The organism is Paenibacillus sp. MCAF9 (genome assembly GCF_052114265.1).
Taxonomy (GTDB): Bacteria; Bacillota; Bacilli; order Paenibacillales; family Paenibacillaceae; genus Pristimantibacillus.
On the sequence record NZ_JBFREL010000008.1, the window covers coordinates 185,017 to 209,519 of the forward strand.

Here is a 24,503-nt window from a genome sequence, read left to right on the forward strand (position 1 = left end):
GATGTATTCATTCATTATCGTAGATGATGAGCCCTTGATACGAAAGGGGCTACTCAAAAAAATTCAATCCTTCGAACATAAGCTCACATTCGCCGGAGAGGCTGACAATGGTGCCGATGGGCTGGAATTAATTCAGCACCTAGACCCGGATATTATTTTTACGGATATGCGCATGCCTGAAATGGACGGAAAATCATTAATGAAAATCGTGCATCAGCAATATCCCGACAAAAAAATGATTGTTATTAGCGGGCATTCGGACTTTGAATATATGAAAGAAGCGATATCCGCTAAAGTTGTTAGTTATTTGCTGAAACCATTTAGCAGGGAAGAGATTCATCGCACGCTGGAGCAAGCGATCGATGCTATAGAGAAGGAGCGGAACGTCAAGCAGGAGGTAGTACTAAAAGCAGCTGAAAAGGAGCAAATCAGTTATCATTCCGATATCCAATCGCTGCTGCATCTCCTAATTGGGATCCAGCAGAAAGATAAGCTGCCTATCTTCCAATCGGCGCGGCTAAAGGAAGTGTCTGCTGCTTCGGCACATATTTTACTGACGCTCTATGCGCCAGCTTCGATTCAGCAGCCTATGATCGGGCCTCAGCAGGATTATATTTATATCCCGCATTCCCAAAGCGATAAGATCGCATTCATCATTCTATCGTTTATGGAGGAACAATCAGTCACGAAGATGCTTGAGCATGCCAAAAGAACCGCAGAGGAGCTTATCCACACCGTTAGTGTAAGGAAGGGCAGCGAAGGCTGCGTAGGCATAAGTACTGTTGTCCACCATTTAAGCATGCTGCGCCAAGCACACCATGAAACGATTGCTGCATTGGATCAGCGGTCGATTACCGATTTTGGGCGCTGCTATCTTTACAACAAACAAAGACTTTTACCGGATGTTATGCTGTGGGAACGGACTCATGAACTGCTGTTCCTGATTGAATCAGGCCAAACCGCGAAGGTGAAAGAGCTCGTACTTGATTTTTTCGCCTTTTATATACGACAGCCTGCCGTCTCCCTTGCTCAGCTAAAGGAACAAAGCAGAGATATGATTCAAGAGGTCAAAAAAATACTTTCGGCTTACCTCCATACGCATGAAGACGGCTCGCCGTCCTCAAGCCTGGAGTCCGTGCTTAATATTTCTTTTGATCTGATTTCCATTCAGGAGTACCTGCTCACTGTCTTAATGAGTACCGCCGATTTATTGAAGGAAAACTCAGCTTACTCCTCCGAAAACATGATCGATAATATTAAAACGTATATACACAAAAATTACACCAAGGATTTAACACTGGAAAAAATATCATCTCTTTTTTATCTTAATCCAAGCTATTTAAGCTTCCTGTTCAAAGAAAAAACTGCGCAAAATTTTACCGACTATATTAACCAGCTACGCATTGAGCAAGCAAAAACACTATTAAAAAGCACCGATGACAAAATATACAAGGTTGCGAAGCAGCTAGGTTATGATAATCCCAAATACTTTTTTCGGGTATTTAAAAAAATGACAGGCCAAACGCCAGAAGAATTTCGCAAAAGCTAATGCAAAGTAAGAATAGCCTGCCCTCTCACGAGGTGCAGGCTATTCTCCTATCTCTTAATATTAGGAAATGAGATCGATAATTACGCTGTAGGTACGGATCGCGACAGCGGCCAACTCTGCACGCGTAATCGTGCTTGAAGGCAACAGCTGCTGCGCCGAATTTCCTTTGAAAATACCGTATTTAACAGCGACCGCCATTGCTGTTCGGTTTTCCTTGGAAATGCCCGCAGTATCCGAGAACCCTTGCAGCAGCTTGTTCACTTCCCCTTCGCTCAGCGTGATGTCGAGACCAGCATACCTAAGGGCATTGACGAGTACGTCAGCCATGCCTTCACGAGACATTGGCGTATCTATCGCTAGTTTTGTGTAGTTAACTAATCTATGCTGACTTGCAGTTCTGACTACTTCATCATACCATTTCACATCTGCTTCGTTTTTTACCGGCGTTATGCCAAGCACGTTAAGTGCTGCCATCAGTGTCTGTGCCTTGGTTGTTGAAGCTCCCGGTTGCATCGTAGATGATGTCAAACCATTGATTAAAAGGAGACTGCTTGCTTTGGCAATCTCATCTGCATACCACGCTTTAACTGGAACGTCAGTAAACATACGCTCCGATGATACAGTCACATAAGTGCCGCTTAAGGATACAAGCGCAGTGATGATCGACTTACCGCTCGTATCTGTTGTCATTCGGCTCGGCACTGGCGTTAACGTGCCGTCAGCGGCAACCATCGCCAGAGCGGTCACCTTTTTGCCTGCTTCAGACTGAATCGTAATCGTTGCTGTTGCATAAGAGCCTTTCAAATCCTTAACTTTAATGCCAACTGGCTCCCCAATTACAGTAACGCCCTCAGCCTTGATATTTTTCACCTTAGCAGTATCGGACGCGCTTGCTGCTGTAATTATAACCGTTTGCTCTATGCTAGGCGTACCAGTGCCAGATGTGTTCCCGCCTCCAGATGAAGAATTTGCTATCGTTAGTGTCAACGTATTGCTGTTTGTCAAATTGCCATCGAAGGAAGCTGCCTTCGCTTGGATGGCGATTGTTGCAGCTTTCGCAGTTCCTCTGAACTGCAGCATGGCTTCTAAGCCAGATACCGCTGGAGTGACCGAAGCTAACGTTAAGCCGCTGGCAGCAGAATCAATATTCCAACTATCCAAATTGGAAGCATCTGCACCAAAAGGAGCACCGTCGCTCTTCACAACAACCGCAGGATTCGTTTGAGCAGCAGCAATCTGACTTGAGCTGCTGATAAAGGGTTCACTCTCAAACGCCAAGCTGTCAATACGAAGATCGGCTGCTTTGAACACAACGTAGAGATTGTGCTTGCCCTTCAAGCTCGTGTTGCTCAATTCTGCTTCTACGTCGACATAGGCCAGCTCCGTTACCGGAACAGATGCATTCGCAATCGTGTAGAATCTAGGCTTTGTTGCCGGAACCTCAATCATCGCGAGCGGGGCGCTGCTTGGGGAATCCGCGTGTAATGTAATTATTCCTCCCGCTGCGTCTGAAGCTACCGAGGCTTTAACGCTTTTTGTATTTGTGAGATCCACATTCGGCAGCGCTACGTAGGAACCGTTTTGTTTTGAGCGGACGGCATAATAACCTCCGACTACCTTTTTCGCTTTCAGATTTTGTGCAGTGCGTTCTTTAGAAACCTCATGATAGATGACTTCATGGGAGGCATAAGCATGGTCGAACACATTAAACGGTTTATAGACCTGCAGTGGTGCAATCGCATCTCCATTAATTGCAAGGACCTTCTCACCGCGAATGTCCTTGGAGGATGCGCCAACCATTAACGTGTATGCACCATTTTCTACAATGAAGCTATTTTTGTTCACGTCCCAGATGCCGAAGTCACCAGGGTCAACAGACAGAGCAACCACTTTACTCTCGCCTGCTGCCAAAGCGATTTTCTCAAACGCGACGAGCTGCTTCTTCGGAGCAGAACCACCATAGCCTGATTGATTGTTTTTAATATAGAGCTGAACGACTTCTGAAGTATCGACAGCGCCAGCATTTTTAACTTTTACAGAAACAGTAAACGGCTCATTCCCGCTAGCACTCATTGGAGCTGCCAAATCGCTGTATATAAAGCTGCTGTATGAGAGGCCGTATCCGAACGGATACGTAATTGGTGCATCCGTGTACATATAAGTAAGCTTTGACTCCATAGGATCGGCATTCGTCATGTCCAATGTAAAACGCGGATCAATGCTAGCCATTGATGCAGTCTTATTGCCCTCTGGAATAACATATTTATTTATTGCCGGGAAAGCGGACATATCTGAATACCAAGTGGACGTCAGGCGGCCTGTTGGCGCATAATCGCCATAAAGCACCTGAGCCAGTGCCCGTGAATCATATTGCCCCCCATATGGCTGATACACGATAGCAGAGACATTCGGATTGTTCTGAATTTCCTCAAGCCCAACTGGAAAGCTGCTTTTGACAACAACGATCGTCTTCTTGCCTTTCGCCGCGAAAGCAGCAGACACCTTGTCTACAAGCTCGTAATCGGAATCGCCCATGTACAGGCTGGAGCGGTCATTGCCTTCCCCTGCGCTATGGCGCGGGACTGCTCCCACGAATACTACGGCATAATCAGCAGTCGCCGCCCTTGCAACAGCATCCTGTCCAACTTCCTTCACAACCGTTTCTTTAAATTTCACATCTGCACTGCGAATAGCTGCATTCGATTCATTTCCGAGTACCGCAGCTGCTGTTTTCAGCTTGGCATCTGCACCTGCTGTAATAAAACGTCCATTTGAGTAATACCAATTTGTAAAATCACCGGAGAAGCCGCTTCTATAGCCATTCGCTACAAGCGATATGGTTTGGTCAGCGTTTTGCTCGATGCGAATTCTTGGCGGGATCGCACTCGTATTCCCAAGCATCGCTGCAAGATCCCAATCATTGTTGGTTAAATTGAGCGTTGTTCCATCCGTATTGCCTACCGCTGCATTATTACCGGCCGGAGATGCCATCCAGCGGTTGTTTTTGAGCGATAGCAAGCTGTACCCTTCTTGTCCCCAATCGAAGACCCGGAATAGCTGGGCAGGATCGGACACATTAAGCTGGTCCGCTGTCGTTACCAGCTGAGCTCCTCCTGTATTAGCTGCAGGATCATACACATTAGCGGTAACGGTCTGATTATTATTCATTGCAGTAAGTGCGATAACCTTACTCGCTGAATCATAAGTAACATGGTTAGATCCATTCGCATTAATAATCACGAGCAGCGGAGATACGCCTGATTCAGGAAGCGCAGGAGTCGTTCCTACTGAATAAGTCGTTTTAAATCTCGCATCTGCGTAGATACCGGATACCGCTGCATTTTTATTTTTGGCGAGCGGCAGAATACCGTCATTTTTCAATAAAACAATGCTCTCTTGCGCTGCTTGAAGTGCAATTAGCTGATGCTCCGGCAAGCTGTAAGTTGCTGCCGCTGCCGTACGCACATCCTTAGCATCCTGTGCAAACGGATAAAATTTCGGTATTCCGTTTTCATTAACTTCATTAAAAATGCCAACGCGTACCATTTGATTAACATGAGGTCTTGCTGCCTTAATTAAATCCTCTGCGGTAATGCCATACTCCCCTTTGTTTACCAGAGCAACCAAATCCGGCACATCGGCAGGCGTCGTACCTGACGGCCTTCCGGCATTCGCTTCAGCCAGCGCCATCAGTACCGTTGCATGCGTACGGTCGACAGCATAATTAGTATCATAGCCGTTGCTTAAATTGCCTGAACTCGATACATGGGCATCCGCGTTAAAGTCAGGCGAGCTGTAAACGCCGTACTTTGAGAAATCATTCGCATGCAGCTGCAGCGGAGATAAAATATTCGGTATCCCATTCGTACGGCCATATGAAGTCATAACACCTGCAATTGAGCCCGATTCCAGACCCTTAAGCGGGCTGCGTGTCTGGTACTCGAACATAGCTCTTGCCCCGGCGCTATTGTTTGAAGTCTCACGGAACCATTGCGCGTTATAAACAGAATAATGCTTGGTACCGACAGCTGCACGCATCCAGAATCCGTCATCGCTTGCCGCTTGGTCTATGCCGCTAAGTCCCGAAGCCATCTTATCTATTAATGTCCCTGCCATGTATGGATCTTCAGAATAGCCCTCGTCGAATCTTCCGCTTAAAGGGTTGATACGCATATCGCTGACTACTGTAAAAGCAACAGTAGCCGAAGCATTCGAACCGCCATGAATATTGGACTCTCCTTGTTTTACTTTAAGTAAACTGATTTTTTCACTGCCCATTACCTTCCCTATATTGGAGAGCAGCTCCTTGTTCCAGGATTGTCCCATGCCTACCAGCGCTGGGAAATCCGTTGACACCCCTTGCACATTATCCGCGGCTGCAAGTGCGCCAGGAATGATTTTCCCGGCATTTCGCCCTTGTGTCAGCGTATAATGATTGCGTGAGCCTGTTACATAAACAGCGGGTCCCTCAAGCCCCGTATAATCAAAATACGTATCCACATACGCATCCAAATGCTCCGGATTGCCATCAAATAACGGCATCCCGTCAAAGACTCCTCCGTTCTGCGTTTTAAATACAACATTTGCTGCTGCTTGAACTGGCTGGACGGCGTTTGCAGTTATGCTTGTGGCAAGAACCCCTGCAAGCACCAAAGACAGCATTTTCTTACCCCTTCTAAGCTGGGTTTTGTAGTTCATTTTTTCGCTCCCTCTCTTCTCTCATTTTTTTGCAATCGCTTTCAATAGTGACCCAAGCTCATTATACAATTGCCAAGAGTACACTTTGTTTCTACCTTTTGGTGCAGTAATTTTAGATTTTCTGTTCAGTAGAACCACCAACCCCCGAGGCACTCCCCACCTCTTCCATCCGGGTTTCATAACCATATTTTTCTACAACATGCTGAAAAAGTTGCTTTTTCATTCGAATACTCGAAAACAAGATTTGAAATTTGATGATAATACGACTATGCAAAAAGCTCATTATCAGTGTTCAATAATTAACATAATGTCTCGTGGAAAAGTTAGTCCTAGGCATGTTCTGCAATTTTCGTTGTGTATTGTGTTGTTCTGTGTGCAGGCACATCGCTTACGAACCTAGCAGCTCCTATTTAGCCGATTTATTATGTATTAGAAGTTTAACGAACTCCAGAATCGTTATTTGTTGAAAAACAACTCAAAACACCCTAAACAGCATGCAATAACTTTAATACGGTTCGTTAAAACGTAAGAACATTAGTTTTCTTCATAATAAGCGTCATACTGTTCGTTAGAATCGCAAGCAGACAGTCATCACTTAAATGCCAATTCGACAGCAAATCAGCATATTTACGATCCTAAGCGTCCCATATTTCCTATATTTATTGATGCGATAAACTATGAGAACATATTCTACTAATTAGCTTAATGAACATAACTAGAAGCACCTTTGCCGCTGTTTTTTTGATATTTTTCCAAGTTGCCAATCGTATACATTATTCGCTTCAATCATAACGATTACGAATAAATGTTAAAGGAAAAACGCGTATTATGTCGAATTTCAATGTATGATGATACAGCAGAAAAATAAAATCACCTTCAAATATGTAGCTATTATTCTATTGTTTCTTAGCGTTCTTCTTGCCCTCCGATGGACATGGTCTGAACTATTTTCTACAGCGGAGCACCCTCGTGCTGTAAATGGCGTACTCGACATGCGCGGCTGGGACTTTAACAACTCAGCTACCATTCCCTTGGATGGCCAATGGGAGTTTTACCCTGCAAAACTAATCCATCAACAGGATGTTCAGCTGCTGCAAAACCAGTTCCGCTATATTCAGGTTCCAGGTGACTGGGGCAGTGTGCTGACCAAAGAGGCAGACACCTCTATCGGGTACGGAACGTATCGATTGCGTATTCTGATCGATCCGCTAGAGCAGCCTGTTGCATTTTGGCTGCAAAAAATACAAGCCTCATCAGGCGTAGAATTAAATGGACTTGTTGAGAACGACTTCGGAAAACCTGCCGACAACGCTAATGATTACAAGCCCAAGAAAATCTCCTACACCGCTTCTTACTCTGTAAAAGGCACCAAAGAGCTTGAACTGCTCATTCGTGTTGCTAACTATGACGATGCTTACAACGGGGGAATTTTACACTCCATTCAATTTGGCTCTCAAGCAGCGATTGACTTTGTGCGTTGGTATTCAATTGGCTTTCAGCTCGTCATATTTGTTGTTTTGCTGCTTCATGGCTTGTATGCTACTATCCTTTTCTTATTCAATCCTCAAGAAAAGACTTTGCTTATCGTTGGTTTATTAACGCTCGCTACCGGTATTACGATTGTCATCGGCCATGATAACCTGCTTTTGCTATGGCTGCCAATCAACTATACATGGGCGCTGAAGCTCAGGCTGCTCTCTCTGATTTGGCATTCCTTTTTTATTTTTCTACTATTTAGAAGACTTTCTTCGGCTCCTCTGAAGAATCGCTGGCTGCGAGTATTTACTATAGCGCTCATTTTTTATTCTGTGTTTCTTATTGTCGCAAGCGCACAGCTTGTAAATGGATCGGTAGCATTAAAAATATTTTCTTTTTTTTATCTATTGCCCTTTGCCTGGTTTGTTTATATAACAGGAACGATGGTCTTAAGGAAGCAAACAGACAACCACGACGTTGTATTCCTGTTGTTATCCGCGGCAGGCGTTATGTCCAGCTTTCTGTGGAGCTTAATCAACTCAAATAGCCAGGTTTCGGTTGTATATTATCCAATAGATATCATAGCAGCTATCATTGGTTTTTCTACGTACTGGTTAAAGCAATTTTTCCGTAACTCGAAGGAAAACAAAGAGCTGAACGAACAGTTAAAAAAGGCTGACAAGCTCAAAGACCAATTTCTTGCCAATACTTCACATGAACTGCGAACGCCGCTGCACGGTATTATGAATATTGCTCAAACCGTTGTAACGAAAGAGAGAGGGCAAATGAATACCAAAAGCGTTAACGATATGGAGATGCTTATAAGAATAAGCCGCCGTATGTCGCATATGCTCGGTGATCTTCTAGATGTAGCAAGGCTGAAGGAGCACGGAATTGTGCTCCAGCAGGAGCCTTTACAAATTCAGTCCATCGTACCTGGCATCGTTAGCATGCTGAAATTTATGATCGAAGGCAAACCTATTCAACTGCATGTGAATATCGCTGAATCGATGCCTTGGGTCATGGCAGACGAGAAAAGGCTTGTACAAATTTTGTACAACTTATTGCACAACGCTCTAAAATACACGGAAGAAGGATCAATCACCATTTCTGCGGAGATTCAAAATGGAAATGCCGTCATTCATGTCTCCGATACCGGAGTCGGCATGAATAAAGAAACGCAGGCGCGCGTCTTTCTTCCTTATGAACAAGGGATTTATGGAATTAATGATGGAAGAGGAATTGGGCTTGGTTTAAGCATTTGCAAGCAGTTGGTCGAATTGCATGGCGGAGTACTAAGTGTTCGCTCTGCGCTTGGCAAAGGTTCTGTTTTCAGCTTTCAATTACCGCTTGCCAATATGTCCAGCCTACCTTCAGCACAGCCCTTGCTTCCTATACGCCATATAGCGGAAGGAACAGAAGAAAGCCATAGTGGATTGATTTTTCCAGACATCGCAATCGACGAAATAGCAATCTCTTCAATTAACCCGCCATTTCTGAATGATGGGAAAATGAATATTCTTGCAGTGGATGACGACCCGGTTAATCTGAATGTGCTTGTTGGCATTTTATCTTCCGAGCCATATCAAATTACAACAGCCAATTCAGCACGTGAAGCGTTAGTGTTGCTAGGCAGTGGGCAGTGGGATCTGTTAGTTGCAGATGTTATGATGCCACAGATGTCCGGCTACGAGTTAACGAAGAAGGTACGGGAGCAATACTCTGTATCGGAGCTCCCCATTTTGCTGTTGACTGCCCGTAGTCAGCCTGCTGACATCTATACCGGATTCGCATCTGGAGCAAATGATTATGTTACCAAGCCTGTAGATGCTCTGGAACTCAAATACCGAATCAGGGCGTTGACTATGCTGAAGCAGTCTATTAATGAACGTTTGCGTTTAGAAGCCGCCTATCTTCAGGCACAAATCCATCCGCATTTTCTGTTTAATACCCTTAACTCCTTAATGGCGCTAAGCGATATTGATACAGACAAGATGCGTAATCTAGGCGATTCTTTTGTATCCTTTTTACGGATTAGCTTTGACTTCTTAAATACTGGGGAGCTTGTTGAGCTTTCTCACGAGCTGGAGCTTGTCGAAGCCTATTTGTATATTGAAAAAGAACGTTTCGAGGACAGGTTGACTATCGTATGGGAAGTGGATGCCAACATCAGCTTGCTTATCCCGCCTCTTTCTATACAGCCGCTGGTTGAAAATGCGATCAAACATGGGCTTCTTAGTCAGAACAACGGCGGCACGCTGCATATTCGAATCAATTGCCAGGACAGCTTCATACGAGTTGAAGTCATTGATAATGGCATAGGCATGAATGAAGAACAGGTCATTCAACTGCTCAGTCCAACGATGAAAGGAAAAGGCGGAATAGGGATTGCCAATACGAATCGACGATTGACTCAAATGTATGGTCAAGGCTTATCTATAATCAGTAAGCCCAAGGAAGGAACCGCCGTGTCGTTTGTCATTCCAAACCACCGCATTCAGCAGGCTATGGATAATGATTGATTTTAGCAGCTGCTAAATAACTTCATCAATACAAAAAAGACGGACAAATGGTTTCTCATTTGTCCGTCTTTTTGTTATTCGAAAAAAAATTCGAAATAATAGTGATCCAAAATTTCATTAGCTCCGTTAGGCCTATTAGGAACGGAAAACAACCCATATGAGGAGAGTGAATGATTCATGAAACTTAAAAGATTGATTGCCCCTGTACTTAGCTTATCCTTATTAATCCCTGCGTTTTCTGGTGCGGCTAGCGTAAGTGCCGCGGAGCCGCTGACGCCATCATCTGAAACGCCTGCTGTAGAGCTTCGGGCGACATTGGACTACTCGCTTTCGGAGCATTTCACACTCGCGGTGGATGCGATGATCAAGAAATACGACAACTCGTTTGACGCCGCTGCGGCGCAAGCCGCTTTAGAGAAAAATGCAAAAGATATGATTCCAGCTATCACTTCCGTATATGGAGATGCCGGGGCGAAAGAGTTTGACCGTATTTTCAGCGGACATCTAAACTATACCAAGGATTATGTTACAGCTGTTAAAACGGGCAATGCCGCTGATAAAGCGATGGTCGCGCAAGAAATTGAAGAGTTCGCAGTAGAACTCGGTAACTTCCTAGGAACTGCAACCGCAGGCAAGCTGCCTGCAACGGCAGCGCAAAAGGTGCTTCGTACGCATGAGAAGCAGGTCCAGCAGGTGTTCGACGATTATATCGCCGGCAACTACAAGAGCTCGCTTGCCAAATATCGTGAAGGTTTAAGCTATATGTTCACGATAAGTGATGCATTGTCAGGTGCAATCGTCACTCAAATGCCTGAAAAGTTTAACGGCACAAAATCCGATACACCAGCCGGCGATCTAAGATCAGCTCTAAACTATCTTGCAGCAGAACATTATGCCCTTGCTGTATTCAGCATGCAAAAAGGTTCCGATAAATCTCCAGCCTACAGCGCGATTGTTGAAGCTGAAAACGCCAATACAGCAGGCTTGACAGCTGCTATCGCATCCGTTTATGGTGCAGCAGGAGGAGATGCCTTCAAGGCAATCTGGCTTGGTGACCATATTAACGCACAAGACGAAATCGTGAAGGCAGCTCTTGCCGGAGATACCGATGCAAGCACCAAAGCTAGAGCTAAGCTAAGCAAATTTTCTGTAGACTTCGGTAATTTCCTTGGCGCTGCCACAGAAGGCAAGCTTCCCGCTTCGGCCGCAACGGCTGCTGTAGCAGAGCATGAAAGACTTGTACTTGAAGCATTTGATCTCTATAGAGCCAAAGATGCAAATGGCCTGTATGCCAGCTATGACAAAGGATATAGTCTCATGTTTGGAGTAGGCAAAGCATTGGGCGGTGCGATCGTAGCTCAGAAGCCGGAACTATTCAAAGTACAGCCTCCTGTAACAAAACCGGAAAACCCGAACAATGTTCAAACCATTTGGCTTCAAATCAATGGTTACACTGCTAAAGTAAACGGCAATCATGTGAAAATGGACGTTCCGCCAACCCTTAAGAACGGAACGACATTCGTATCGCTAAGAACATTGACTACGGCACTTGGCGCCGATTTGAAATGGAATCCAACCACAAGCACGGTTGAAGTAAAAGTAGGTGACGACAAGGTTGTCTTCTGGCTGGGCAAAGATATGGCTAGTGTTAATGGAAAAAACGTCAAGCTTGACGCTTCCGTATTCGTTCACAAAGGCCGTACACAAGTTCCTCTTCGTTTCATCGCGGAATTGCTTGGTTGGGACCTGAATTGGAACAAGGCTGACTGGTCAATCACATTGACTAAAGCAATGTAGATGTAACCCCATCCCGAAACTCGCAGCAAACTTGTCCTGTTCTGGTAAATCTATACCGGAACAGGACTTTTATATTATAATGAGGGGGTGTGTAAAGGGGGAACAGCTCTAGTATGTCGGATGAACTGACGGATTTACAATTAATGAAGCGTATTGCCCGCAAAGATTCTATTGCTTTGCAGCTTATATACGAAAGATATGAACGTCCCATGTACACATTCGCCTACCGAATCGTTAAAGATTCCATGCTGGCAGAAGAAATATTGCAGGAGCTATTCTTGCGAATATGGAACGCAGCAGAGAAGTATGACGAGGATCAAGGTAAGCTATCCAGCTGGATGTTTACGTTAACTAGAAATATAGCGATAGATGGATTAAGGCGAAAGCAAACTCGAACTGCGCAGCAGGTTGTTGAGACGGAGCAATTAAACCGAACGCCGGACGACTCGGCGGACACAGAGACTGCCGTGGAAACCAAGGTCATTGGCGAACAGGTCCGTGAGGCAATGCGGAATTTAAGCCAAGATCAGCATCAAGTCGTCGAACTTATTTATTTTGGCGGATATACGCAGCAGGAAGTGTCCGTGAACTGCGACATTCCGCTCGGAACGGTTAAAAGTAGAGTTAGGCTAGCCATGAAAGCACTGAAGTTGCAGCTTGAAGGTATCGGAGAGGAGGGGCAAAGTTATGAAACAAGAAACAAATCTATGCGATGATGTGGAAATGTATGCGCTTGGCGGTCTTGATGAAGAGGAAACTAAAGCTTTCGAACAGCATCTTAAATCTTGTGCGGCATGCACCGAGCAAGTCGCGGAGCTTAAAGAAATCGTCGATATGCTGCCGCTATCGTCCGAGCCAGTCGCCGTTCCTACAGGAATGAAGGATCGGATTCTCGGTTCTATTTTACAGTCACAAGAGACGGGTGCACAGCCATTCGAACAACCTAAGTCTGCTATTCCAACTCAAGAACCCGAAAACGCAGAGCGCCCCCTCTCCGTAACTCAAGACGAGGCAAAGCGTCGAAACTACAATAGCTGGTTAAATATCGGGCTTGCGGCAGCGGTGCTTCTATTATGCGTGTATATTTTCACATTAAGAGATCAGGTGTCAGACCTCAGTAATGAGCTCACGCTCGCCCAGATGAATGAGCCTCCACAGGGCTTGCAGACGAATCAGGCTGTCAGCTTAAGCTCTGCGGCACAAAATATTATTGCCCAAGGCCTCGCTACCATCGTCATTGACAGCAAGGGAACACATCTGCTCGTGCAGGCCGAGAAGCTTCCGCAAATCAAGGAAAACGAAGCATTCCAGGTATGGCTGATGAAGAAAGGTCAGGACGTCGTAAACGCAGGAACCTTCTACCCGGTGGATGGAAAAGGCGGCTTGTATTTCACACTCGACCAGAATTTGAAGGGTTATGATCAAATCGCGATTACTCAAGAACCAGATGCTTTCGGTAAAATGCCGCGAGGGACTGCCGTCTTGACTGCCGAGCTTCATCTATAAGACGAATAATTGAAAATAAGCCAGCTTATTGGACTCATGCGAAGTCCTTAAGCTGGCTTATTTTTTGTTTAAACACCGTTTTTTTGTACTTTTTATAATCGTTTCAGCCTCCTTCACACTCTTCCATATCTAGCCAAGCGCCCGCAGGACATCATCGATTTTCAGGCTATGGGCGAGGACGCCGTAATTCATCCAGCTCAGAAAATCAACCTCGAATACACGGTTATGACGTACTGCGGGAAGCGATTTCCAATGGGGCGTCGCGTAAAGCTTCCTTTTCTCTTGTTCTGAAATTTCAAAAGTGACGAACACATTATCGGCATCAATCTGCGCGAGCAATTCTGGTGTTAGCACGGCTGTCCTTGTGCTCTTTGTCAATTGCTTTACAAGCGGATGAGGCGTCATTCCAAGGTCACTATAGAGAACGGGCCCCGTGTATCCCTTATCCGGACCGCCGTACAGCAATATTCCATTGGCTTGAATTCGCAGAAAAACGGTCGTTTGATGATGAATCGGGCGAAGCTTTTTCCGAGCAGCTTCTGCTTTTTTTTCATACTTCGCTATAATATCAACGACCTTTACGTTTTTTCCTCTCCCAATTAGATCTGCCATGATTCGCAAAGTCTCCTGCCAATCTTCCCCCTCATTGGACATTTTGTAGAGCGGAGCCTGTTCCTCCAAGAGATGATGGTCCCATTTATCTGGAAAGCCGTTGTCTACCAAAATAAAGTCCGGCTTTACCGGCAGCTGAGCAGCATATTTATCGGAAATCTCAATTGCGGGAATATGCTCAAGCCCCAAATATGACTGTTTTCCCCAATTCGTTATGGAGCACTGCAGGATAGGCGTAACGCCAAGCGCTACCAGAAAATCTTCAAGAAACGGTGCGAATACACGAATCTCCTCTCGGTAATGCCTTCGGTATTGCCCTGGCGATATGCCGACCGTCTTCTTGAAGCGGCGGTTAAAATAAAACTCATCGCCAAATCCGGCGTTCTGTGCAATATCGGACAAACGATCATCGGTTGCTTGCAGCAGGTGCTTCGCTTGATTCATTCGAATGCCGGATAAGTACTGCAGCGGCAACTGACCCGTTATCTCTTTGAACAAACGCGAATAGTGTGTACGGCCAACATCGGTCAAATTAGCCAGCTGGCCCACCGACCATTCGTTGCGATAGTCATGGTATAGCCGATCAATTGTAGCTTCAACCGCTTTCCGACTGCTCTGGGCATGAGAACTGGTCAGATTGTGCTTGAGAATATGCCGGAGCAATTGTTGAAAACATATTTGTTGATCCAAATCGTCCAGCTCATCACTAGTGTCTGATAAGCTAAAGCTATATAGCCTCTCAACCCACTCCAAGCACTGGGAAAATGGATGGCACACCACTTCTCCTGTACATGGAAATGAAGTACTCCATTCGCTATTCGAAGCGTCCCGACCATCTTTTTCAATGTAAACAATCTCAAAGCTCAGTTCATAATGAATGAGTCCGCTGCTGCCGACTTCATTTGTAATGGTTGCCCCTGGCTCGGAAATAAAACATTTGCCGCGCTCGAGCTGATAACCGCATCCATCTAGAACGAGGCGCCCTCTCCCGTCCATAATAACAAACAATCGATAGCAATCATTTTTTCTCGCTTTTTGTTGTTCATGAGGTTCAGATTCCTTATATTTCACTCTGATTAAGCGATAGATTTTGCTTGGAGATGTATTCGTATTGGCGTTTATCTCTTGCATAAATTCATAAGCCCTCCTTTCCGTGAGAATGATTATCAATAAAATTACTATAAACGATAAAGAAGAGCACTTCAACTGTTCGTTGAAATGCTCTTCCAATAAAATTGTAATCGCAGCGCGAATGTTACTTCAGCAACACTTTTTCCAAATCTTTAATTTTGAGTTGGTTAGCCGTGAAAGCCCCCGTCTGCCAATAGGTCCGATCCACTTGATAAACATTTCCTTTCTTTATGGCAGGGACGCTTTGCCAAATTGGACTATCGAATAGATTTTTAATGGATTCTTGATTTTCGGCCGATGACCAAGATCCATTTGAAGTTAAAATAATGATATGGTCCGCATTAAGATCAGGAAGCTTCTCCATGGAGATCGTTTCAATAAAGGCTTCCATATCCGCAACCATCTTTGGCGGAGTTAAGCCTAATTCTTTGTAAAGGATAGAACCAACAAATTTGTTCTTAATTCCAAGAAGATTGAGATCAGTCTCGCCGATATTAAGTCGCAACACAGCAACTGATTCTTCTCCAATTGCTGCTTTCAGCTTGCTTTTTGTATCCGCGATTTGCTGCTCGTAGTCCTTCACCAGCTTCTCGGCTTTCTCTTGTTCACCAATTAGATCAGCAATCTTAAGAAGAACATCGGAAGAGCTGCTCATCAAAATGTCGTCAGGCATGCGAAAGGTTGGTGCTACCTTAGAGTATTTTTCATAGATAGCTTCATCTACAAAACCATCTGTAATAATAAGATCCGGTTCTGCATCCAGCAGTGCTTCAATGCTTCCTGTTATATCAAATGGAGGAACGTCTAAATTCAAATATTCCTGTTTGCCCCACATCGGATGGTACCACTGTACAACAGGCTCCACGCCAAGCGTGACTAAATAATCTTCCAAATAGATAGCAGCTATTCGCTTTGGTTTAACCGGAATTTCAACCTCGCCAAAAAAATCCTTCACTACGCGTGTTTCGTTCTCACTCGTTTTCACTTCTTTATCATTCTCTGCGGCTTTGTCTGTTTGCGTATTCACAGCATTTCCTTTGTTCGCTGCGTCTTTCTTCTCTTCTTGCGGTGTGCTGCATGCCGTGAGTGCGATGAAAACAATCAGTAGAGAAATGAGACCCCTTACGATAATGCTGCGTGAACCTGTATGCCGAAACATATTTTACCCACTCCTGTATATGTATTGTCGTAACGAAATGTTTTCATTGATTATCATTCTCACTTCGTTCATGTGCAATTATATCATTATGAATTTGGGATACAATGTCCATTCTCATGCGAGTTTTTTATCCAAACATGAGATAACGAACACGATTCAATCCTAAAAAACATGTCATCTTTATATAAAAAACAACCGCCTCTAGGCAAAATGTTTCGCCCAAAGCCGATTGTTTGTCGCACGTAATCATTATTTTACCGCACCAGCAGTTATCCCAGCTACAATATATCTTTGAAAAAAAGCATAGATGAGTACAACAGGCACCATTGAAATTAACAGTCCAGCGAACAATGGCCCCCATTCGGTTCGGTACTGCATCTCCCCCTGCATGATCGTAATTCCAACAGGCAGTGTGTACTTGGAAGGCTCATTCACGAAGATCGTCCCCATAATGTACTCATTCCAATTGTTCAAAGCATTCATAATCAAAATGGGAATCATACCGGATCGAGCCATCGGCAGCATAATTTGAAAAAAGGTTCTAAAATACCCCGCCCCGTCAATATAGGAGGCTTCCTCCAATTCCTTCGGCAGCGATTTAAAAAAACTGACCAGCACAAAAACGCCAAACGGCAATGACCACGCTGTATATACAAGCACTAATCCGTTTAGTTTATTAATTAAGTACAAATCGTTTAGTAGAAAGAACAACGGTACCAGTCCCAAAATAAGAGGGATCATCATTGAGGACAAATAGACCATATACATCAACTGGCTGCCGCTGAACTTGAAACGTGCTATAACATAGGCAGTTGTAGCCGATAACAAAATGGATAAGCATGAGCTCATTAAAGTAATGTATACGGAATTCAAAAAATAGTCGCCAAAATGATAGGTTTTCCACACATAAGAAAAGTTGCTCCAGTAAAGCGGAAATTCAGGCAGTGACCAAGGTTTGTTCGTTAAAAATTGCGGATTATTTTTTAAAGCGCTTAGTAATGTCCAAAGCAGCGGATAAAGCACAGCCGAGGTCCACGAAGAAGAACGAGGATGGCTGCTGTCCTAAATATTCGTGAAGGCTGACTGAAGCTCATACAAGCATCTCCTCTATGAAAATTCAATGCTATCGCGTCGAAGCACTCGCTGCAAGACTAGCGTTGTTGCTAGAGATAAGATCAAGATCAATACACCAAGTGCTGCAGCGTAACCCATATGAAATTGACGGAATCCCATTTGGTACAAATAGGAACCAAGCACTTGCGTTGAATTATCTGGTCCCCCTTCCGTCATCAATAAAACCATTACGAAGGAGCCGTTTAAAGTCGTCATCACAATATGAAGAATGCTGACCTTAACCTGCTCCCAGATCAAGGGAAGCGTAATTCTCCAAAACTGTCGATTAGGCGAGACTCCATCCATTTCAGCCGCCTCGTACAAAGAAGCAGGTATGCAAACAATGCTGGCAACGAGCAGCAGAAAATAAAATCCTATCCCAGCCCAAATCGAGGGCCATAAGATCGACCACAACGCCGTTCCTTCTTCCCCTAGCCAAGGCCTATTGTTATGTGCATTCGTGAATATCCCAAGAAACGAATTCAGAAAGCCGATGCTCGGATTATAAACAAATCGCCATAACACACCTATAACCACAACTGAGATCAAATTCGGAAGAAAAAAGACTAATCTAAAAAACTGCTGCCCCCGTACTCTGAGTCTAGTAACTGCAACAGCGAAGAAAGTAGCTAACAGAATGATTCCAATTACTTTCCCAATGACTAGAAAATAATCGTTGCCAATCGCTCTCCATACGATGGGATCCTGGATCAGAGCCTTAAAGTTGTCCAAACCAATATAGGTCATATGCTCAGAACTGCCAGACCAGTCAAACAAAGAGATGTATATGCCTTTGGAAATGGGAAAGAGTGCAAAAAGGCAGAAGAAGAGGAACGTTGGAATAAGGAATGTAATAATGAATAGCTTTCTTTGTGCTTGACGCGACATTGACGCTCATCCTTTACCTGAAATAACTAGATTGCTAATGGCTTACTTTCTAGCCTTGGCTGCTGCTGCCTCAACCCGCTCCGTCCACTCTTCCGGTGTGATTTTGTTGATCGTTAAAGCTATCGTTGCATCACTCATCACCTTGAATACATCAGCATTAAACACAACTACAGGTGCGACAATCGTATTGTCGCTATTGTAATATTTCATAGCATTTTTGGCCGTATCTCCAGCATTGGAAGATTCCAAATCTACTTTCACGTTCATGAGAGCACCGGTTTTCTCCGCCCAGTTCAACGACGCTTTTTTGGTAAAAATAAATTCGATGAACGCTTTGGCAGCTTCAGGATTTTTCGCTTTTTTGGCAATCGCCATCGTACTTGTGTACGGCAACGCTATGAATTTCCCGCCCTTCGCTTGGGTTATTGAAGGAACGAACCCATACTTAAAATCAGATGGCGCATCATTTTTCATTTCGCTTTCAAGCCATAGCCCATTCGGAATCATAGCAGCCTTGTGCTGTAGAAATTGCATCTGAGAATCTGTATGGTTAAGCGCAGGAGCACCTTTATCAATTAAACCCTTAGCGGAAATCTCGCTTAATTGACGAAGCGCTTTAAGAACGGGCTCGCTTTTGAAAATGCCTTCTTTCATGTCACCCATGTCTTTCAGAATTTGCCCATTATCACCGTTCGCCGATATAATCGCTGGATATACGAATCCGCCAAGAATGTAATCCGGATATACGCCTGTATGAATATAGGGACTAATACCAGCAGCTTTTATTTTCTCGCTTACCTCCAAGAAACGATCAAAGTCCGTCGGAACAGCCCATCCATTTTTCTCAAACAACGCTGCATCGTAGAATGTGCCATATGAGCCGAATACAAGCGGAATATTGTAGGTTTTGCCGCCGTATTGCTCAGGACTTGCGATCATAACATTAGTAATTTTCTCTCCGTCTACGTTGCTCGCTTCATGAATCCAATCCGATAGATCCAGAAGCTGGTCGTCTTCTACCATCTGCCGCGGATTTGATCCAGCTCCATCTATGTAAATAAGATCTGGGGGATTGCCTTGAATCCATCTTGGTTTCATTTGATCGTTAATTTTGGGGCCAGCCGATTGCTTGATTTTCAGATCAGGGTTTAGCTTCTGGAATTGATCAATAACATCAATCCACCAAGCATCCCCATAACCCCCGACAAAATATTGGATTTCAAACTCTCCCTTAAGTCCATTAGCCACAGCGGATGGCGTGTCAGAAGTTGCTGGCTTTTCCGCCTCAGCACTCCCATTATTTGAACCGCAAGCAGCAACGATAAATAATATCATGATGAGCAGTGTTGCAAATACCGGCCTTTTCATGTTCATAATAAATCTCTCCTTTAATCATTGCTTCCTTTTGAAAATGATCCTCCGCAACAGATTTCGTCACGGAGGATCATACTGCCATTAATTCGAATACAATCTATTTTGCGGGATGATTTGTTTCGCTTGAAGCGGACTCGACCAAGACAACTTAGCGATGGCGTCTTCCGTATTGTCGTAATATTCAAGCTTAATATCATACTTCTGCCCCGCTGTTAATTGAATCGTTCCAGACCATTCGGTCGTTGCTTGATCCACCCACTTATTAATGATGAGCTGATTGTTCACCCATAGCCGAACCCCATCATCGCTACTCGTATAAAAAGTATAGGTTCCTGTATATTGAGGCTTCACTTTGCCCGTCCATCTTACAGAGAAGGTATCTGCATCCATACTAGTCATAGGAGCCCCTAAACCCCAATCGAAGTTCACCGTTGCATCGGTTCTAGTCGCTTTTAACGAGGTGAAATCCATGTTGTTGAAGTAATTGGCAGTAAGTCCCGTTCCTTCAGCCTCTCCCGGAGGAAGCTCGCTTGCTGGCGTAAATTTAATCCAATCGTAATACGCCCGAATTGGCGTGCCTGGATAGACGAACGGTCCAGTCCAGACTTCAGCAGGTCCTGCGCCTGACCATAAATTGGCCATAATATGACCTGGACTTGTAGGAAGCGCGCCTCGCGAGCCGTTCTCCGTATGCACCAAATTACCATCAACGTACCACTTAATATACGTAGGAGACCATTCGAAGGCATAGTTATGGAAGGCCAAGGAAGAGTCGAATCCAAGATCGATAATCGTGCTATGCTGTCCTACACCGTTTGTGAAGTAGTTCGCTTCCAGCTTGGTCGTATCCTTGCCTAATATTTCAATGTCAATTTCATCGTTTGACGTGTTTGTCGCTTGACCCGAATAGGTAAAGAGTGCTGTCACTAGCCCTGTACCCTTAGCCGCTTTAATGCGCGCTTCAACACGACCGTATCCATACTTCACATTCGTTGCATATTCGCCGGAAGCATAATTTTTGCCTGCGCAATTGGCAGGGCAACCCGTATTGTCCAAACGAAGCGCCATAATTCCATTACTAAACTCTTGATTCGCTGCCCGCCAGCCAACGCCAAAGTCCACTCCGTTGCCCCAGCCATCCGACGTATAGAACAAATTATTGTTAATCCCATTCAACGGTTCATCAAACGCAACATCAGCAGCAGAAGTAACAGTCGGCATCATTAAAGAGAGAAGAAGCATACAGGATAAGAGCCATACCATCATTCTTTTTTTGCTATTGCTTGCCTTGTTCATCATTACACACCTCTTTCTTAGATTGGTATTGCGAAAAAAAGTGGTAAACAGGCTTTCCATTTACTCGTTTCCTCTGCTAATGCTTACTTTTCCATCCTTCCGAATGACGTCAGCACCGATCGCATCCGTTAAAACAAGCAGCGGTACGTAAGCATGGCCATTATTCAGGATGACTGGATTTTTCATCATCGTTTTTGTTCCATTAATAAAAGCAACGTTCGAATTCATCTTAAAGATCATTTCGGATTTGGACAATTTGTCATTGACGATGATTTCTTGTTTAGCTGTATTCCATTTCACCGTTGCATGTAAGCTTTCCATAACAAAACGAAGCGGTGCCATTTCTGTTTGTCCGATTTTGAATACTTTTAGTTCTCGTGCATCTTCAACTAGCAGATCTACTGATTTCCCTTGTTTTACAGGTGTTGAAGGATCTACATTAGTTTCAGGCTGCTGCTTTGGCAGCGTATAAGCGATTCGATCCACCTCAGCGATCTGGGTTTTACCTGGATACACATACTCGTTCGCCCAGCCATTGGTTTTGGTAGCCGGCCACATGTTCGCAATGATATAGCCAGGTGCTGAAGGGAGCTCTCCTCGCGAGCCGGTTTCCGTATGAACGAGCTTGCCGTCTACATACCACTTGATGGAATCCGGAGCCCATTCAAAGGCGTAATCATGGAAATCATCCGCTGCATCAAACCCTAGAGGAATGATCGTCGAATGCATGCCAACACCTTTTGTAAAATAATTCGTTTCGAACTGCGTCGTGTTTTTACCTAAAATCTCAATATCGATCTCGTCAGCCTTACCGTCTGAATCAGCGCCATAGGTGAAAAACCCAGTTACGACTCCATCGCCTTTAACCGCTTTCATTCGAACCTCAAACTTACCGTATCCATAACGCTGCGTTGTAGAATATTCCCCTGAAGCATACGGCTTATCGGAGCATTGCGCTTTATCCTGTGCACACGGCTTGTCATCTATCAACAATTTCAATTTTCCATCTTCAAAGATGACATGATCATCTCTCCAGCCGCTCAGAAAGGTTCCGCCATTGGACCATCCGTTGGAAGCATACCAGCGATCCGAATCCTTCTGGTCCAGCAAATCTATAAATGTTTTACCTAAAGCTTCTGGTGCTTCAGCTTCCTCTGCCATAGCAGCAACTGGCATTGCGCAGAGCATAACAGCGATTATGAATGTTAGCAGCGTGGATTTAAAATTTTGTTTCACAAATGAGCCTCCCATAGTAAATTGTGCTTTTCTCCATTTTTAACCCATCCTAATTGCCGTTACCTGAGGCCCCACCTCCCAACGTAAAAGCTTAGTTTTACTTCGTTAAGTAGATGAAAAACATCCTTTACAAACGCGTCATTCCCACAGTTAGCATTTTGCAATAATAAGTTCTTTACGGTTAAATTTTACAAATAAAAAATATGCTTTTCTCCTCCTTAACGATTATAAAATGGCACTATCCAACTGTTATTTGGCACACGACCAGATGAAGCGTTGTTTTTAGGCATAAAAAAAACCGTTCGAGCGCTGAGCTCGACGGTTTAATATGCATATAGACTTTATTGCAAATTTACCATGGTTGCCATATATCGGAAGTTTATCCAAAGATCAATGCATAGATCATTTATGAATTAATCCTTTACAACAACGAGCTTATCCTCACCCTGCGCATAATGATAATATTGCAAGCCCAATTCGGAACTGAGTATAAAAACTTGATTATGCGGATCATAAGACACCGAGTCTCCATCTCCTGCATTCAGTGCTGCATCGACTTCAACCCACTCCATTATCCCATCTCTTGTTCTAATAATATAAACCCGATTGTTATATTCCTTACCCGTTGTCGCAATAACCTCCGCTGCTCCATCCCCATCCAAATCGGCTTCATAGCCGTCTGAGCTGAGCAAATGGCTCAAGATGACGTTGTTATCGTCGACGGTTAACCATAATGTACATAACAGGTTCGGACCACATCTACCGCTTAATCGGTTAAAATCCCCACCAAAAGCTTTGCTTAATCCTAACTTCACTTCAGATATGGACCCATAACCCCATTCAAATATTTCACCTTCCTTGGAATATCCGTTTAATTCAATCCCCTGATAGATGTTAGTCTCTGCCTCGTTTGGCTTGGTGTAGGTCAAATAATGGTTACCGCCGCCCAAATCAATGACAGTGTTCAGCTTTACCGACGATTTTGTTACGATCGGAAACTGGTAGTCGCTGCTATCCATTAATGAAATATTAGTCCCTGATATGTATACGGGTTCACTTGTGTAATGTAAGCTTTTCTCTTCTAAAGGAACGGTTGATTCAATCCGCTCATTATTTTGAACAGGGCTGCTGCCTGCGTGAAGGAGGGTCCTCATAGAAACGGAGCTTCCATCAAAGAAAATAAAGCATGCCGCCAGAAAACAAATGCCTGCCGCAGTGGCCAGGAACCTTTTAAAATAAGCTTGCATAGTTCTGGCTTCCCCTTTCCGCTGAACGTTCTGTATGACCTTTTCCTTCATGTCTGTCGTGAAATTACCTTTAAAGCCGCCTTTTGCAGCTGCATACCAAGCTGGCCTGTCCTCGATCATTTTGCTCATTCAAGGTTCCTCCCTCTCCATTCCTTCTCAACCGCTTTCCGTGCTCGAAATAATCGAGACTTTACCGTGCCTTCCGACAGTCCAAGTAAGCTGGACATTTCATTAATAGATAATTCATGCTCCAAATCTAGTATCAGAACCTCACGGAGCTTAACGGATAGTCTTAAAATAATATCCCACACTTCCACTGAATTTTGGTTGCGTAAAAATGCTGTTTCTGCAGAAGGGGCAACTTCCGAATGGTTGACACTCTCAAACAAAAGGATTTTGCGAAAATAACTGGATTTTAACTCATTCAGCGCAAGATTTCTTGCAATGGCTAACAACCATGTTTTAAACGACGACTGACCTCGAAATGTGTGCATTTTATAATACGCCTTAATAAATGTTTCCTGTGCGATATCTTTTGCTTGCTCTCGATTTTTGGTTATCGCGTAAGCAAAGCCAAACACATCATCTCCGTATAGAGTCATCAGATTATACATTTCAGTAGCGTCGATAACATCGATATGCTTCAAATAATCGGTTTCCATTTCATCACCTCCAACCTATTAGACAACGATAACTAGGGTAAAGTTCCCTAATGCTTGGAAAATAATTATTTGCTATTGCGAGCAAAATAAGAAAGAGGGTGTCCCAAAAGCCATAGGCTTTAGAGGCACCCTCTTCAAAGTTTTGAAATCTGTAAAAAACAAAGAAACCAACCTTTGGTAAAATGGAGGTACCACCCAACCATCTTCGAAAGGAAGGTTTCTATGTACATTCAATAT

Annotated in this window: 15 protein-coding genes; 5 read left to right on the top strand and 10 right to left on the bottom strand. The window is 44.2% G+C overall.

Annotated elements, in window-relative coordinates; translation table 11 throughout:
• Window position 1 precedes the first annotated feature (1 nt).
• Window positions 2–1,549, top strand: coding sequence for a response regulator transcription factor (locus AB4Z45_RS16325; RefSeq protein WP_441910374.1), 1,548 nt, complete (start codon window positions 2–4; stop codon window positions 1,547–1,549).
• A gap of 60 nt (window positions 1,550–1,609) precedes the next feature.
• Here AB4Z45_RS16325 and AB4Z45_RS16330 read toward each other — a convergent pair whose 3' ends face one another.
• Window positions 1,610–6,247 carry a glycoside hydrolase family 3 C-terminal domain-containing protein gene (locus tag AB4Z45_RS16330; RefSeq protein WP_441910375.1) on the bottom strand — a complete coding sequence of 1,546 codons (4,638 nt, stop codon included), beginning with the start codon at window positions 6,245–6,247 and terminating at the stop codon, window positions 1,610–1,612.
• Between the two features lie 848 nt (window positions 6,248–7,095).
• Here AB4Z45_RS16330 and AB4Z45_RS16335 point away from each other — a divergent pair.
• From AB4Z45_RS16335 to AB4Z45_RS16350, 4 genes are all read left to right on the top strand, one after another.
• Entirely contained in the window at window positions 7,096–10,245 is a 3,150-nt protein-coding gene (locus tag AB4Z45_RS16335; protein ID WP_441910395.1) for an ATP-binding protein, read from the top strand.
• A 177-nt stretch (window positions 10,246–10,422) separates the two neighbouring features.
• The gene (locus tag AB4Z45_RS16340) at window positions 10,423–12,042 is read left to right on the top strand and encodes a copper amine oxidase N-terminal domain-containing protein (protein WP_441910376.1); all 1,620 of its coding nucleotides are present in this window, start codon (window positions 10,423–10,425) and stop codon (window positions 12,040–12,042) included.
• A 113-nt stretch (window positions 12,043–12,155) separates the two neighbouring features.
• On the top strand, window positions 12,156–12,758 hold the full coding sequence (locus AB4Z45_RS16345) for an RNA polymerase sigma factor (protein ID WP_441910377.1): 603 nt from the start codon (window positions 12,156–12,158) through the stop codon (window positions 12,756–12,758).
• Window positions 12,730–13,548 (top strand): anti-sigma factor, encoded by an 819-nt coding sequence (locus AB4Z45_RS16350; RefSeq protein WP_441910378.1) that lies wholly within the window; start codon window positions 12,730–12,732, stop codon window positions 13,546–13,548. Before AB4Z45_RS16345 ends, AB4Z45_RS16350 begins: the two co-directional genes overlap by 29 nt.
• A gap of 129 nt (window positions 13,549–13,677) precedes the next feature.
• On the opposite strand, the gene AB4Z45_RS16355 is transcribed toward AB4Z45_RS16350, so the two are convergent.
• The 9 genes from AB4Z45_RS16355 to AB4Z45_RS16395 form a co-directional block, all read right to left on the bottom strand.
• On the bottom strand, window positions 13,678–15,291 hold the full coding sequence (locus AB4Z45_RS16355; protein WP_441910379.1) for a helix-turn-helix domain-containing protein: 1,614 nt from the start codon (window positions 15,289–15,291) through the stop codon (window positions 13,678–13,680).
• Between the two features lie 124 nt (window positions 15,292–15,415).
• Window positions 15,416–16,450 (bottom strand): ABC transporter substrate-binding protein, encoded by a 1,035-nt coding sequence (locus tag AB4Z45_RS16360; protein ID WP_441910380.1) that lies wholly within the window; start codon window positions 16,448–16,450, stop codon window positions 15,416–15,418.
• A gap of 249 nt (window positions 16,451–16,699) precedes the next feature.
• Window positions 16,700–17,473 carry a carbohydrate ABC transporter permease gene (locus AB4Z45_RS16365; protein ID WP_441910381.1) on the bottom strand — a complete coding sequence of 258 codons (774 nt, stop codon included), beginning with the start codon at window positions 17,471–17,473 and terminating at the stop codon, window positions 16,700–16,702.
• An 84-nt stretch (window positions 17,474–17,557) separates the two neighbouring features.
• A complete protein-coding gene (locus tag AB4Z45_RS16370; RefSeq protein WP_441910382.1) occupies window positions 17,558–18,451 on the bottom strand; it encodes a carbohydrate ABC transporter permease in 894 nt (297 codons plus the stop codon).
• Between the two features lie 42 nt (window positions 18,452–18,493).
• Window positions 18,494–19,825, bottom strand: coding sequence for an ABC transporter substrate-binding protein (locus tag AB4Z45_RS16375; RefSeq protein WP_441910383.1), 1,332 nt, complete (start codon window positions 19,823–19,825; stop codon window positions 18,494–18,496).
• Window positions 19,826–19,906: 81 nt separating this feature from the next.
• Window positions 19,907–21,124 (bottom strand): beta-glucanase, encoded by a 1,218-nt coding sequence (bglS, locus tag AB4Z45_RS16380; RefSeq protein ID WP_441910384.1) that lies wholly within the window; start codon window positions 21,122–21,124, stop codon window positions 19,907–19,909.
• 57 nt (window positions 21,125–21,181) lie between these two features.
• Window positions 21,182–22,357 (bottom strand): family 16 glycosylhydrolase, encoded by a 1,176-nt coding sequence (locus tag AB4Z45_RS16385; RefSeq protein WP_441910385.1) that lies wholly within the window; start codon window positions 22,355–22,357, stop codon window positions 21,182–21,184.
• A 413-nt stretch (window positions 22,358–22,770) separates the two neighbouring features.
• Window positions 22,771–23,733 (bottom strand): hypothetical protein, encoded by a 963-nt coding sequence (locus AB4Z45_RS16390; protein WP_441910386.1) that lies wholly within the window; start codon window positions 23,731–23,733, stop codon window positions 22,771–22,773.
• Window positions 23,730–24,266 (bottom strand): RNA polymerase sigma factor, encoded by a 537-nt coding sequence (locus AB4Z45_RS16395; protein WP_441910387.1) that lies wholly within the window; start codon window positions 24,264–24,266, stop codon window positions 23,730–23,732. The genes AB4Z45_RS16390 and AB4Z45_RS16395 overlap by 4 nt, the downstream gene beginning before the upstream one ends.
• Window positions 24,267–24,503: the final 237 nt, after the last annotated feature.

Coding starts and splice junctions, on each gene's coding strand:
- AB4Z45_RS16325 (WP_441910374.1), top strand. CDS start 2: ATGTATTCATTCATTATCGTAGATGATGAGCCCTTGATACGAAAGGGG.
- AB4Z45_RS16330 (WP_441910375.1), bottom strand. CDS start 6,247: ATGAACTACAAAACCCAGCTTAGAAGGGGTAAGAAAATGCTGTCTTTG.
- AB4Z45_RS16335 (WP_441910395.1), top strand. CDS start 7,096: ATGATACAGCAGAAAAATAAAATCACCTTCAAATATGTAGCTATTATT.
- AB4Z45_RS16340 (WP_441910376.1), top strand. CDS start 10,423: ATGAAACTTAAAAGATTGATTGCCCCTGTACTTAGCTTATCCTTATTA.
- AB4Z45_RS16345 (WP_441910377.1), top strand. CDS start 12,156: ATGTCGGATGAACTGACGGATTTACAATTAATGAAGCGTATTGCCCGC.
- AB4Z45_RS16350 (WP_441910378.1), top strand. CDS start 12,730: ATGAAACAAGAAACAAATCTATGCGATGATGTGGAAATGTATGCGCTT.
- AB4Z45_RS16355 (WP_441910379.1), bottom strand. CDS start 15,291: ATGCAAGAGATAAACGCCAATACGAATACATCTCCAAGCAAAATCTAT.
- AB4Z45_RS16360 (WP_441910380.1), bottom strand. CDS start 16,450: ATGTTTCGGCATACAGGTTCACGCAGCATTATCGTAAGGGGTCTCATT.
- AB4Z45_RS16370 (WP_441910382.1), bottom strand. CDS start 18,451: ATGTCGCGTCAAGCACAAAGAAAGCTATTCATTATTACATTCCTTATT.
- AB4Z45_RS16375 (WP_441910383.1), bottom strand. CDS start 19,825: ATGAACATGAAAAGGCCGGTATTTGCAACACTGCTCATCATGATATTA.
- bglS (WP_441910384.1), bottom strand. CDS start 21,124: ATGATGAACAAGGCAAGCAATAGCAAAAAAAGAATGATGGTATGGCTC.
- AB4Z45_RS16390 (WP_441910386.1), bottom strand. CDS start 23,733: ATGAGCAAAATGATCGAGGACAGGCCAGCTTGGTATGCAGCTGCAAAA.
- AB4Z45_RS16395 (WP_441910387.1), bottom strand. CDS start 24,266: ATGGAAACCGATTATTTGAAGCATATCGATGTTATCGACGCTACTGAA.